The following is a 13100-nucleotide window of genomic DNA, read 5'->3' on the forward strand; positions in this document are numbered from 1 at the left end:
TCTATAAATAGCAATAACCCTAAACAGCCGAGGGATCAAAAAAAATGGGTTACTTGGTTTTTGGAGCTGATGGATGGCAGCGCGCGCGCCAATTCATCTAGAACATCCATTGGAATTCGTTGAGTACCCTGAACAATCATCAATGCATATGGCTTGGCTAGAGCAGAAGCTTCTGGGTAGAGCTGCAATTCATTGCCCTCTGATGGGTGATGGCTGCGCCAGTAGTTAATGGCAGCCTCGCGCTCCTGAATCGTTACAAACAGCATAATAAAGGTCTGTTTTATTTCTCTTTAATTGCAAGCATGGTGCCACGGCATTTTTTGGCGCCACAACGGCACTCATAATCTTTTTTGATTTTCTTGGTGATGCGACTCACCAATATCTAATGAGTAGTCATAAAACAATTCTTCGCCGACCTTTAAATTCCTTTTGGCGTAAATAAAAACATGCGGCTTTCCATTAAATGCATCTTCTCTAATTTCACAACTAGGCTTACAAGAGTGCTATATCCAGCAAGCAGCGTTGCTACCGTATTTTGCATCAATCACGTATCCATCTTCTAAAGAAAAATAGAAGGTGTGGTTCGGGTCTTTCGGATCATGTGGGTGGCGTTTCTCAGCCAACTTCCAACTAATTCGCTCCCTTTTGTATTCAATGATTGCTTGACCCTTTTTATGGGTTTAGCAACAAAAACGCCCTTGCCATGAATTGGTGATGATTTCACAACAATGGAAGATTAATCCACTTTTGGTGGTTTTAGTTTTTTATCTGCCATATTTAAACGTCTAGATTACGTGCAATAAGTGCGTTTTTCTCAATAAAGGCCCGACGAGGTTCAACCTCATCACCCATCAAAGTCGTAAAGACTTGGTCAGCGGCAATGGCGTCTTCAATCTTGACTTGCAAAAGCGTTCTGGAGTTTGCATCCATGGTGGTTTCCCATAACTGAGATGGGTTCATCTCACCAAGACCTTTATAGCGTTGACGACTAAGCACGCGCTCAGCCTCTGATAGCAACCAAGCAAAGGCCGCTCTAAAATCACCAACAGCTTGCTCTTTTTGATTTTTATCCGGATTACCACGACGAACTTTTGAACCTGGCACCACTTTTCCTGATAAAACCGCAGCTGCATTAGCAAGACTCTGATAATCATCGCCCTGTACAAAATCAGAGTTAATGGATGAAAGTTTTAGGTTTCCGTGTATTCGACGCGACAACAATAAGCGGAATCGCTCTGTACGCTCTTCTTTTTGGACAACAATTTCAGGTGGCAAGGCCAAAGGATTCAGTGAATCAGCAAGCGCTTGTCTTAAACGATCAGCAGATTCATTTGCTAATTTCTCGGTATCAAGATTGAGCGGTGTTCCAGAGGCAATTGCATGTAACGCATCTTCATCAATAGTTCTCGACAATCGATCGACGATCGATTGAATCACTTGATAATGTTTAGCAAGTTCGTTTAATGCTTCACCCTCAACCACTTCGTCTGTTGGTGTTTGTAGGGATGCTGTTTCTAAGGCAATTTTTAACAACAATTGATTAAGCTCATTATCATCTTTGATGTACTGCTCATTCTTACCAAACTTCACCTTATAAAGAGGTGGCTGAGCAATATAGATGTGGCCACGCTCAATCAACTCCGGCATTTGTCTATAGAAGAAGGTTAATAAAAGAGTACGAATATGGCTACCATCAATGTCCGCGTCAGTCATGATGATGATGCGGTGGTAGCGTAATTTATCAGCCTCGTATTCCTCGATACCAATACCAGTTCCAAGAACAGCAATTAAGGTCACCACCTCTTGGCTAGCAAGCATTTTGTCAAAGCGCGCTTTTTCAACGTTTAGGATTTTTCCTTTTAAGGGGAGAATTGCTTGAAAGCGACGATCACGCCCCTGTTTAGCTGAACCGCCCGCGGAATCGCCCTCAACAATGAACAATTCTGATTTGGTTGGATCTTTTTCTTGGCAATCAGCCAACTTACCAGGAAGGCCCAAACCATCCAAAACTCCCTTGCGTCGTGTCATATCACGCGCTTTTCTGGCTGCCTCCCTAGCGCGTGCAGCATCGACAATTTTGCCACACAGAATTTTTGCCTCTGCAGGACGTTCTTGTAAGTAAGCACTAAGTGCTTCAGCAACAATTTCTTCTACTGGTCCACGGACTTCACTTGAAACCAATTTATCTTTGGTTTGACTAGAAAATTTTGGCTCTGGAACTTTCACCGATAAAACACAGGCCAAACCTTCACGCATATCGTCGCCAGAAATTTCTGCTTTTGCCTTTTTAGCAACCTCATTCTCATCGATGTATTTATTAATCACTCGCGTCATTGCTGCGCGAAGACCGGTTAAGTGGGTTCCACCATCACGTTGTGGAATATTGTTGGTAAAACAAAGAACTTGCTCACTAAAACTATCATTCCACTGCATAGACACTTCAACAGTAATTTGCCCACCTAAGTCTGAGGGGCGAACACCTTCAGCGTAAAAAATATTTGGATGTAAAACATTTTTAGTTTGGTTGATGTATTCAACAAAACCTTTCACACCACCAGAAAAAGCAAAATCTTCTTCTTGGCCAGTGCGTTGATCAATCAACTTAATGTGAACGCCGTTATTTAAGAATGAAAGTTCACGAATACGTTTTACTAAAATTTCATAATGGAACTCTACATTCCCAAAGATAGTTTCATCTGCTAAAAAATGAACTTCAGTTCCGGAAAGCTCCGTATCTCCAGTAACTGTTATTGGAGAAACTAGCACGCCGTCTTCATCTACTACATTGCGATTTTGAATAACGCCGCGCGCAAATTCCATGTAGTGCGCTTTTCCATCACGCCGAATAGTTAATTTCAACCACTTAGACAGTGCGTTTACACAACTAACACCAACGCCATGAAGACCACCTGATACTTTGTAACTATTCTGGTCAAACTTACCGCCAGCATGAAGCTCAGTCATGACGATTTCTGCCGCACTTCTTTTCGGCTCATGCTTATCGTCATACTTAATACCAGTAGGAACGCCTCGGCCATTATCAACTATAGAAATAGAGTTATCCGTTTGGATAACTACTGTAATTTCAGAACAATATCCCGCCAAAGCTTCGTCGATTGAATTATCCAAAACCTCAAATACGAGATGATGCAAACCAGTCCCATCAGATGTGTCACCGATATACATACCGGGGCGTTTACGAACAGCTTCAAGACCTTCCAGGATTTGAATCGATGCAGCGCCGTACTGCTCTACTACTTTTTTTTCTTCAGTCATTGTGTTCTAAGTTAAATGCGCATTGGCATCACAACATACTTGAAACTCTCTGAGCCAGGCAGAGTAATCACAGCACTACTATTAGCATCACCCAAACTAATCTGAATATTTTCATTTTTTAAATTAGAAAGAACATCAAGTAAATAACTAACATTAAATCCAATTTCTACAGCATCACCAGCGTAATTTGTTTCAATCTCTTCCTGCGCCTCTTCTTGCTCCGCATTGGTTGATTGAATTGTGATGCGATTGGGTGATAAGAAAAATCTGACGCCTTTAAATTTATCCGTTGTCAAAATGGCCGCTCTTTGAAGTGCGGATTGCAAGGCATCACGGCCAATAACTAGACTGTTTTTATGACCTTTAGGAATAACTCTTTGAAAGTCTGGGAACTTACCTTCAACTAATTTTGAAATTAACTCAATATCACCAAAAGAGAACTTCACTTGATTCGCAGTCAAACTAATTTCTAAAGGCTCATCCGAATCTTCCAACAAATGCTGGCACTCTAAGACAGTTTTGCGAGGAATGATGATTTCTTGTTTTTGACCAGAACCAGATGGAGCCCCCACCAACTCAACCTGCGAATAAGCTAGGCGATGACCATCAGTTGCCACCGCCACAACCTCTTTACCCTCAACCACTAACAACATCCCGTTTAGGTAATAACGAATATCTTGTTGAGCCATTGAAAAGTGCACTTGACCAATCAATTGCTTAAAACTTTTTTGAGACATCTTCCATGAAGCGGTAACTTTACCAACACTTTTCATAACAGGGAATTCTGTAGCAGACAGTGTTTGTAAGGAAAAACGGCTTTTGCCACTTTGCACAACCATGCGGTTGTCTTTCAAATTTAAAAAAACTGGGCCCTCTGGAAGTGCACGCAAGATATCTAAAAGTTTTCTAGCAGCAACAGTAGTGGTGACATCCTCCGAACCAACCCCAAAGTTTGCATTGGTTGTAATTTGAATCTCGATGTCTGTTGAGATTAAAGAAACCTTCTCACCAACCTTTTTAAATAATAGGTTTGCCAAAATTGGGAGTGTATGTCTACGTTCAACAATTCCACTAACAACCTGAAGGGGTTTTAGTAAGCTATCGCGTGAAGTGTTAACGAGTTGCATTGTTTTTAAATCCTTGCATATATCTTAGTAATAATAGTAATAAGGGCTTGAAATTCCGTGGATAGCTCAAAAACCCTTTATATAACAACACATTAAAGACTAAAAAACCTGTGGAAAACTTTTGTATAAAACGTGTACAAAAGGGGGATAACTTTCTACCAACGCCCTATTTTTGCATGAAGATGAGTCTTTCCACAATTTATCCACATCTAATCCCCAAACTTATCCCTTGGGTTGTCCACAGACTTACCCACAACCAAAAATCATGCCTTTAAGGTTTGCTCAATAATGTGAATTTCATGGTTTAGTTGCCCATCATGAGCACGCTCATCAGAAATTTTTCGTACGGCGTGCAATACAGTTGTGTGGTCTCTACCTCCAAACAATTCACCAATCTCTGGAAGGCTCTTTTGGGTAAGTTCTTTGGCCATAAACATCGCGATTTGGCGCGGCCGCGCAATATTAGCTGGACGCTTTTTGGAATACATGTCGGCAACTTTAATACTGTAGAAATCTGCAACAGCTTTTTGAATGTTTTCTACTGAAATCTGACGATTTTGTATAGAAAGCAGGTCTTTTAATGCCGTTCTAGCAACCTCAATAGTTACTTCGCGCCCGTGGAAGCGTACAAAAGCCAAAATCTTTCTTAATGCCCCTTCTAACTCACGTACATTTGAGTGAAGGTGTTTGGCAACAAAGAATGCAACACCCTCACTCATAGGGATGCCTTCACTAATCGCCTTCTTCATTAATATGGCTACCCGCATTTCTAGCTCTGGCGGTTCAATCGCAACCGTTAAACCAGAGTCAAAACGTGAAATAAGGCGATCATCTATACCGGCCATTTCTTTGGGATAAGTATCACTAGTAATAATCACCTGAGATTTATTGCTTAATAAAGCCTCAAAAGCGTAAAAAAACTCCTCTTGAGTTCTGGATTTGCCGCTAAAAAACTGAATATCGTCAATTAACAGGAGGTCAAGGGAGTGGTAGTAGCGCTTAAAGCGGTCAAAAGCTTTTTGCTGATAGGCGCGAACCACATCAGACACATATTGTTCGGCATGTATATAGCGGATCCTGGCATTTGGCTTTTCTCTTAATAAGTGATTGCCAATAGCATGCATCAAATGGGTTTTACCTAAACCGACCCCACCATATAAAAACATCGGGTTATAAGATGTTCCTGGGTTGTGTGCAACTTGAATGGATGCGGCTCTTGCTAGTTGGTTGGCTTTGCCGGTGACAAACGTCTCAAATGTTAGGTTTGAGTTGAGTTTCGAGTGATCTTCTATCTTAAAAGTACTTTCATCGACCGAAATGCTTGGCTCGACTACCTCGCTTGATGTCAGAGGTTGAGGCACTTTATCTAAAGCGATGCTTGGGGCAGGGCTGGTTGGCTCAATTGCTAATGCAAAATTTACATTAATGGCACGCCCAAAATACCGCGCAGCTAACTCTTGAAAGCGGTCGGTAAATGTTTTTTTTATCCAGTCCAGCTTAAATCGGTTGGGGGCGCCTATTGTTAGTGAGTCATCACTTTCAATAAAAGATATCAAAGTAAGGGGCTGAATCCATGTTTTGAACTGTTGGGGTGACAGTTCGCGGGATAAAATGCCGATAGCATCATCCCAAAACCCCAGTGGGCTAGTTGAATTCAAGGCGGCGGGATTTTGTAGGTTGCTCATATTTTTGGAGGATCCATTGTAGCGATGCTCCAAAGTTACCCACAAGCAAGAAAAACGTGGAAAAGCTATGGATAACTTGAGAATAATAGAAAAATCTCTATTTAAATTAGTGATTTATGCGAAATTTGAGTAAAAACAGAGAAAAACACCTACATATTAGTAGAGATAGATTGACCTTTTGCCCTGCAACAAGGAAAATACTTGGTTTTCCAGGGAGCTATCATGAAAAGAACTTACCAACCCTCAGTAGTCCGTCGTAAGCGTACACACGGCTTCCGCATTCGCATGAAAACTAAAAGTGGACGTGCTGTATTAAATGCTCGTCGTGCAAAAGGTCGTAAGCGTTTGGCTGTTTAATTAGCCGTTGAATAGCGCAAGAATTTCTGAATTATTAAAGACTCGCCCTAAGACAAGTTTTTATTGGGGTGTATATGCTGCATCCACCCAAGAGGGCGTTATGTCTGACTTGGGGGTTGCTGTAGCAAAGAAGTTGGCCAAAAGAGCGGTTGATCGAAATTGCTTGAAGCGGATGATTCGCGAACTGGTTTGGGCGGCTCAAGCTAAGACATTAAATCAGGATGTTGTAGTCAAGCTCAAAAAACCAATTGGACGCGAAACTCGAGGCAGACTCAGAAAAAAAGAAAAAGAAATTCTGCGTTCTCAAATTTCAGGGTTAATTTAGGGTGCACGTTTTAAATCGTGTGGCGATTAAGTTGGTAAAAATTTATCAACTAGCTTTGAGTCCATATTTTGGGATGCACTGTAAATATATGCCCAGTTGTTCGCAATATGCTTGTGACTGCTTTAGTCACTATGGATTTTTTAAAAGCCTCAGGCTTACGGTTTGGCGTATTTTGCGCTGCAACCCGTGGTCATCTGGCGGACATGATCCTGCTGTAAAAGAAACGCAATAACAAACTAAGTGAATGTAAATGGACTTTAAAAAAACAATTCTTTTGGCAGTATTTTCGATGTCGGGTCTCATGCTCTACAACAATTGGCAGGTTCATGAAGGAAAGCCGTCTATGTTTGGTGGTGCACCAGCGCCCACCTCGGTAGCGGCAGATAAGACGGCCCCAGCAAGCAAGGGCAATGTACCTTCCCAAACATCTGGTTCACCTGTTGTTGCTACAACGCCAGCGGTAAATCCTGCCGCCATAGAAAGTGCTGAAAAGTTCACACTACAAAATGATGTTTTGGCCTTAGAAATTAGTGCGAGCGGTGCCAATGTTATTGATGCGAAATTACTGAAATCACTCACCGCAGAAAACACGCCGGTGGAACTCTTTCAGTACACGCCAACACATAAATACTTTGCACGATCTGGTTTGATCTCTTTAAACAACAACGATCTTCCAAATCACACTAGCGCCTTTAAATTAACTCAAACGAGCAAAGACGGATCTGGTCGACCATTCGCTGTGTTTGTTAGTGAGCGCAATGGAGTAAAGCTGGAAAAAACTTTCATCCTAAATCCTGGTAGTTATGTTGTGGATGTGGATCATCGGGTGACACAAACCACCAGCAATCCAAATCCTTTGGTTCTTTATACAGAAATCGTTCGCGATGCTAGCCAAGAGCAAAAAATTGGACCGTTTGATGGCGCCTTTTCGGCAAGCACCTTCACTGGGCCTGCGGCATATACAGATAAAGAAAAATTCAACAAGCTCGAATTCACAGCTGTAGACAAAAACAAAATTACCATTCCAACCCAGGTTGCTGCTGGCGAGTCCGCATGGATTGCGATGGTGCAGCACTATTTTGCTAGCGCGTGGATTCCAGGCGACAAAGTTGCGCGTGATATTTATGCTGGCAGAATCGATAACAACCTGTATCGGATCGGTATGCAAACTCCGCTTGGAGTGGTTGCATCTGGCGCTACTGTTGTAGAAAAAGCTAAATTATTTGTGGGGCCTCAGGAAGAAAAAGCTTTAGAAACGATTGCTCCTGGTTTTGAGTTGCTCAAAGACTACGGTTACCTCACTATCATTGCCAAACCTATTTTCTGGCTATTAGAAAAAATTCACGGCTATGTCGGTAACTGGGGCTGGTCAATTATTTTGCTGACAATTTTGATTAAGTTGGTGTTTTTCCCTTTATCGGCTGCAAGCTATAAGTCTATGGCTCGAATGAAAGAGGTTCAGCCTCGTTTGACGGCGATGAGAGAGCAGTACAAGGGTGAGCCACAAAAACTAAATCAGGCCATGATGGAGATGTATCACAAGGAGAAGATCAACCCATTGGGCGGTTGTTTGCCAGTGGTAATCCAGATACCTGTATTCATTTCTTTATATTGGGTTCTACTGTCTTCCGTTGAGATGCGTGGCGCACCATGGGTTTTGTGGATTCATGACCTTTCAGTTCCGGATCCTTACTACATCTTGCCAGTCATTATGGCTGTGACGATGTTTGTGCAGACCAAGCTAAATCCAACACCACCAGACCCTATTCGGGCAAAAGTAATGATGTATATGCCGATTGTTTTCTCGGTAATGTTTTTCTTCTTCCCAGCCGGTTTGGTTCTGTATTGGGTTGTTAACAACCTTCTGTCGATTGCCCAACAACGGCAGATCAACCAAACGTTTGGAAAAAAGCCCGCCAAGTAGTTTGATCGCGGCATAAAAAGCTTGTAATAAATAGACAGCAATGATGACTAGAAAATTGCCCATCATTGCTGTCGCGACAGCGCCAGGAAAAGCTGGCGTTGGGGTTATTCGCATCAGCGGACAAAACTTAAAGTCGCTTTCGAGGGCCTTATTCCAGAAAAATCTTTCACCAAGGCAGGCAAATCTACTAACACTGTATGACCAACACGGTCATGCTATCGATCAGTTGATTGCAATTTATTTTGCTGGACCCGCATCCTTTACTGGAGAAGATGTATTAGAACTTCAATGTCATGGCGGCCCACAACTTCTCGAGTTGGTAATGAGGCGCTGTCTTGAATTAGGCAAAGAAGAGGGCCTTGTTATTGCTGAGCCAGGCGAATTTACTTTGCGAGCCTATTTAAACAATAAGATCGATTTAGCTCAAGCAGAAGCCATTGCTGATTTGATTGATGCGCAAAGCGAGGCCGCCGTACTCGGTGCAACGCGCTCCTTGCAAGGTGCTTTTTCCGATGACATTAATAACCTGATTGAGGAAATCACCCAACTGAGAATTTTGGTTGAATCAACGTTGGATTTTCCTGAAGAAGAGATCGAATTTCTTGAAAACACCCAAGCAAGACAACGTCTGGCTGCTGTAAATGAAAAACTCAAAATTCTGCTAGCCGGCACTAAGCAAGGAAAGATATTGCGGGATGGGATTCAGTTGGTATTGGCCGGTGCACCCAATGTCGGAAAAAGCTCTTTGCTTAATCGCTTGGCCGGAGAAGAGGTAGCTATTGTTACCCCAATTGCAGGAACAACTCGAGACCGAGTGAAGGAAAGTATCACTATCGAAGGCGTTCCCATGCACATCATTGATACCGCTGGACTGCGAGAGACATCCGATTTGGTTGAGGCGAAAGGCATTGAGAGGTCTTGGGAGGCCATTCGCTTGGCAGATTTGGTGATTTTTTTAACGGATCCCCAAGCTGCTTCCGAGGAAGATGATCTAAAAACCCAGATTTTGAAAGAACTGCCCCCTAAATGTGCTGTTCTTGAAGTAATTAATAGGGCGGATTTGTTGCAGGGATCGTTTAAGACCGCCCCCAGCGACGTTTTGCTAATTTCCGCTAAAACAGGGGCAGGAATTAATGACTTAAAACAAAAGATCCTAGAGGTTGCTGGCTGGGACAGCCACCAAGAGGGTGCATTTTTAGCTCGCAGAAGGCATTTAGACTGTATTGAGCGAGCAGCGGTTCATATTGAGAAATCAGAACAATTCGCCGCAAATGGGAACAATTCTCTGGAGTTATTCGCAGAAGAGCTATCTTTAGCGCAAAAACACTTAGGAGAAATCACTGGAAAACTCTTGCCGGACGACCTTTTGGGCAAAATCTTCAGCCAATTTTGCATTGGTAAATAAAGGGTTTGTGCTGTGTGATGGTAGGGGTAAAAATTTATCCAAAATGATAAAATTGTTAGGTTAAAAAATTCAATTTTCATAGGGAAACATATGACTTCAACTACTAGCGGCCAGATCAATGTAAATGCGCCAGCTTATGTAAAAAACAAGCGCTTGATTGAGTGGGTTGGCGAGGTTGCCGCCCTTACAAAGTCGGACGCCATTCGATGGTGTGATGGCTCACAAGCAGAATATGACGAACTGTGCGAATTGTTGGTAAAGGCTGGAGTTTTCAAGCGCCTTAATCCAGCTAAGCGCAAAAATTCATTCTTGGCTTTATCTGATCCAGATGACGTTGCACGTGTTGAAGACCGCACCTTTATTTGCTCAGCAAAACAAGAGGATGCTGGTCCAACAAATAACTGGGTAAATCCGGCCGAAATGCGCAGCACCCTTCAGCCATTGTTTGATGGCTCGATGCGTGGCAGAACCATGTATGTTGTGCCATTTTCTATGGGCCCAATTGGATCTCCAATTGCGCACATTGGTGTTGAGTTGTCTGACAGTCCTTATGTTGCTATCAACATGCGTTTGATGACCCGAATGGGTAAAGCTGTAATTGATCAATTGGGCGCTGATGGTGAGTTTGTCCCGTGTGTTCACACGGTTGGCAAGCCTTTGAGCCCAGGCGAGAAGGATAAGGCTTGGCCTAACAACAAAACGAAATATATCGTTCATTATCCTGAGACTCGTGAAATTTGGTCGTTTGGTTCTGGTTACGGTGGCAATGCATTGTTGGGTAAAAAATGCTTTGCATTACGTATTGCATCCAACATGGGGCGTGAGCAAGGCTGGCTTGCAGAGCACATGTTGATCTTGGGCGTTACTTCGCCCGAAGGAAAAAAATATCACGTAGCTGCAGCATTCCCATCCGCTTGCGGAAAAACCAATTTCTCAATGATGATTCCTCCAAAGGGATTTGATGGCTGGAAAGTGACAACGATTGGTGATGACATTGCCTGGATTAAACCGCGCAAGGATCCTGTTACTGGTAAGGCTCGTTTGTTCGCGATCAATCCTGAGTCTGGCTACTTTGGCGTTGCCCCAGGAACAAATCGTTTAACCAACCCGAATTGCATCGACTCTTTAAATGAAGATGTGATTTTTACAAACGTAGGCTTAACCGATGATGGCGATGTTTGGTGGGAAGGTTTAACAGACACACCACCAGCACATTTAATTGACTGGCAAGGGAAAGATTGGACTCCGGCCGATGGGGCAGCAGGTCGTAAGGCTGCGCACCCAAATTCACGATTCACTATGGCTGCTACAAATAATCCTGCGGTAGACCCTAAGTGGGATGATCCAGAAGGAGTTCCTATTGATGCGTTCTTGTTTGGCGGCCGTCGTTCAACAACAGTTCCTTTGGTAAGCGAGGCTCGTGACTGGGTAGAAGGCGTTTATATGGCGGCAACTATGGGGTCAGAGACCACAGCCGCCATTACTGGTCAGGTTGGTGTTGTGCGTCGCGATCCATTTGCAATGATCGCCTTTGCCGGCTACAACATGAACGACTACTTCCAACACTGGCTCAATATCGGTAAAAAACTTGAGGCCGAAGGCGCGGTATTGCCAAAGATCTATTGCGTAAACTGGTTCCGCAAGGGCGATGATGGCAAATTTGTTTGGCCTGGTTATGGCGAAAACATGCGTGTTCTTTCTTGGATCTTGGGTCGTGCTGAAGGCACTGCAAATGGTGTTGAGACTGTGTTTGGTATCTCACCAGAGCACGCTGATTTGAATTGGCAGGGCCTAGATTTCTCAGTTGAAAAATTTGACAAAGTAATTACTGCCAAAGTTGACGACTGGAAAAACGAACTCAAACTACATACCGAGTTATTTGAGCGCCTCGGCGAGCGTCTGCCAAAAGAGTTGCTAGAAATGCGCGCAAAAATTGAGAAACGTCTCAATGCTTAATGTGCATTAAGTAGTAATATTTACCCAAGCAATATTCATTAATGGCCAAACCCCAACACCATGAAATCGTGGTGTTGGGGCGGGCATTTGTGGGGCAACCATTGCAAATGAGTTGCTCAACCGCGGCAAATCAGTCTGTATTGTCGATGCTGCCCCCTCCCCCGCCACCGCATGCTCTAGCCATGCTTATGCTACTGCCCATCCCCATATTGGTAAAGGCTCACCTCGCTTATTGCGTTTAACACGCATTGCATTTTTGCTGGCGGAAGATCGCTGGAAAATGTTTGGCGACAACACGGGATATTTCGGTCGACTAAAAAAGACAAGGCATTTGATCTTGCACAAACAATAGAACATCTTCAATTTTTGAATCTTGATAGAGATATAGCGATTGCTATGGATGCCCAAGAGGCTCAAAAAATTTGTGGCATTGGACAAAATGGCGTTTGGCTACCGCGCGGCGCTTGCCTAAATTTATATGAAGCAAGTAGACAGTTATTACAGAGCCACGAACGACTAACCTGCATTTGGAATAACAGGGTCGCACGCTTAGAAAAGTCTAGTGATACGTGGCGCTTATTTGACGACTTAAATCAATTAATCGTTTCTGCTGATAAGGTAGTTATAGCCTGCGCCACAGAGACGAAAGCTTTGCTGAATTTGATTGATATACGCTTGCCCTTAAAGCCCGTGCGCGGGCAACTCAGTATTTTCTCGATTTCAAAAAATGATCCTTGGGTTAAAAAACTTCCTAGAGTTGGTATTTTTGGTGATGGATATTGCTTGCCGGCGATACCTTTGCAGGATGGAAGTTACCAGTGGATTGTGGGATCCAGTTTTGATGAGGGTGAGGATGATCTTACTGCAAGAGAGGTAAGCGATGACTTCAACCGAGAGCAGGCTCGGCGCTTGGTAGATTTTGAAGATGGCGACCTTCGTTCCCTTATGAGGGCTAGCGAATTTGTTAGTATTCGCTGTGTTGCAGGAGATCGTCTGCCTATCATTGGCGCCCTCTCTCAACGCCCAGGAATATTTTTGGCTACCG

The 13100-nt window shown here is 43.3% G+C and carries 10 protein-coding genes and 2 pseudogenes; 7 read left to right on the forward strand and 5 right to left on the reverse strand.

From position 1 onward, the window contains the following. Positions 1–35: 35 nt before the first annotated feature. The 5 genes and pseudogenes from DXE37_RS00195 to dnaA form a co-directional block, all read right to left on the reverse strand. Positions 36–266, reverse strand: a complete 231-nt coding sequence (locus DXE37_RS00195) for a DUF3717 domain-containing protein (protein ID WP_114636161.1) — start codon at positions 264–266, stop codon at positions 36–38. A 14-nt stretch (positions 267–280) separates the two neighbouring features. Then, positions 281–730 (reverse strand): annotated as a pseudogene (locus DXE37_RS00200) (SET domain-containing protein). Between the two features lie 47 nt (positions 731–777). After that, positions 778–3276: a DNA topoisomerase (ATP-hydrolyzing) subunit B gene (gene gyrB / locus DXE37_RS00205; protein WP_114636162.1), complete on the reverse strand. Its 2499-nt coding sequence runs from the start codon at positions 3274–3276 to the stop codon at positions 778–780. 11 nt (positions 3277–3287) lie between these two features. Further along, positions 3288–4403 carry a DNA polymerase III subunit beta gene (gene dnaN / locus DXE37_RS00210; RefSeq protein WP_114636163.1) on the reverse strand — a complete coding sequence of 372 codons (1116 nt, stop codon included), beginning with the start codon at positions 4401–4403 and terminating at the stop codon, positions 3288–3290. Between the two features lie 263 nt (positions 4404–4666). After that, entirely contained in the window at positions 4667–6088 is a 1422-nt protein-coding gene (dnaA, locus tag DXE37_RS00215; protein ID WP_231970827.1) for a chromosomal replication initiator protein DnaA, read from the reverse strand. A 222-nt stretch (positions 6089–6310) separates the two neighbouring features. On the opposite strand from dnaA, the gene rpmH reads away from it, so the two are divergent. The 7 genes and pseudogenes from rpmH to DXE37_RS00255 all read left to right on the forward strand — a co-directional run. Next, entirely contained in the window at positions 6311–6445 is a 135-nt protein-coding gene (rpmH, locus tag DXE37_RS00220; RefSeq protein ID WP_114636164.1) for a 50S ribosomal protein L34, read from the forward strand. 7 nt (positions 6446–6452) lie between these two features. Next, entirely contained in the window at positions 6453–6770 is a 318-nt protein-coding gene (locus DXE37_RS00225; RefSeq protein ID WP_114636165.1) for a ribonuclease P protein component, read from the forward strand. A gap of 19 nt (positions 6771–6789) precedes the next feature. Further along, positions 6790–7002 carry a membrane protein insertion efficiency factor YidD gene (gene yidD / locus DXE37_RS00230; protein ID WP_269460340.1) on the forward strand — a complete coding sequence of 71 codons (213 nt, stop codon included), beginning with the start codon at positions 6790–6792 and terminating at the stop codon, positions 7000–7002. Between the two features lie 18 nt (positions 7003–7020). Further along, positions 7021–8694 carry a membrane protein insertase YidC gene (yidC, locus tag DXE37_RS00235; RefSeq protein ID WP_114636167.1) on the forward strand — a complete coding sequence of 558 codons (1674 nt, stop codon included), beginning with the start codon at positions 7021–7023 and terminating at the stop codon, positions 8692–8694. A 43-nt stretch (positions 8695–8737) separates the two neighbouring features. Further along, entirely contained in the window at positions 8738–10099 is a 1362-nt protein-coding gene (mnmE, locus tag DXE37_RS00240) for a tRNA uridine-5-carboxymethylaminomethyl(34) synthesis GTPase MnmE (RefSeq protein ID WP_162786266.1), read from the forward strand. 90 nt (positions 10100–10189) lie between these two features. After that, positions 10190–12055 carry a phosphoenolpyruvate carboxykinase (GTP) gene (locus tag DXE37_RS00245; RefSeq protein ID WP_114636169.1) on the forward strand — a complete coding sequence of 622 codons (1866 nt, stop codon included), beginning with the start codon at positions 10190–10192 and terminating at the stop codon, positions 12053–12055. Positions 12056–12167: 112 nt separating this feature from the next. Further along, positions 12168–13096 (forward strand): annotated as a pseudogene (locus DXE37_RS00255) (FAD-dependent oxidoreductase); the annotation flags it as partial. Between the last annotated feature and the right edge of the window lie 4 nt (positions 13097–13100).

The organism is Polynucleobacter necessarius, assembly GCF_900095205.1.
GTDB lineage: Bacteria > Pseudomonadota > Gammaproteobacteria > Burkholderiales > Burkholderiaceae > Polynucleobacter > Polynucleobacter necessarius_E.

Bases quoted from the DNA above. Each gene is read 5' to 3' on its own strand.
- dnaA (WP_231970827.1), bottom strand. From the start codon at position 6,088: ATGAGCAACCTACAAAATCCCGCCGCCTTGAATTCAACTAGCCCACTG.
- mnmE (WP_162786266.1), top strand. From the start codon at position 8,738: ATGACTAGAAAATTGCCCATCATTGCTGTCGCGACAGCGCCAGGAAAA.
- rpmH (WP_114636164.1), top strand. From the start codon at position 6,311: ATGAAAAGAACTTACCAACCCTCAGTAGTCCGTCGTAAGCGTACACAC.
- dnaN (WP_114636163.1), bottom strand. From the start codon at position 4,403: ATGCAACTCGTTAACACTTCACGCGATAGCTTACTAAAACCCCTTCAG.
- DXE37_RS00195 (WP_114636161.1), bottom strand. From the start codon at position 266: ATGCTGTTTGTAACGATTCAGGAGCGCGAGGCTGCCATTAACTACTGG.
- DXE37_RS00245 (WP_114636169.1), top strand. From the start codon at position 10,190: ATGACTTCAACTACTAGCGGCCAGATCAATGTAAATGCGCCAGCTTAT.
- gyrB (WP_114636162.1), bottom strand. From the start codon at position 3,276: ATGACTGAAGAAAAAAAAGTAGTAGAGCAGTACGGCGCTGCATCGATT.
- yidC (WP_114636167.1), top strand. From the start codon at position 7,021: ATGGACTTTAAAAAAACAATTCTTTTGGCAGTATTTTCGATGTCGGGT.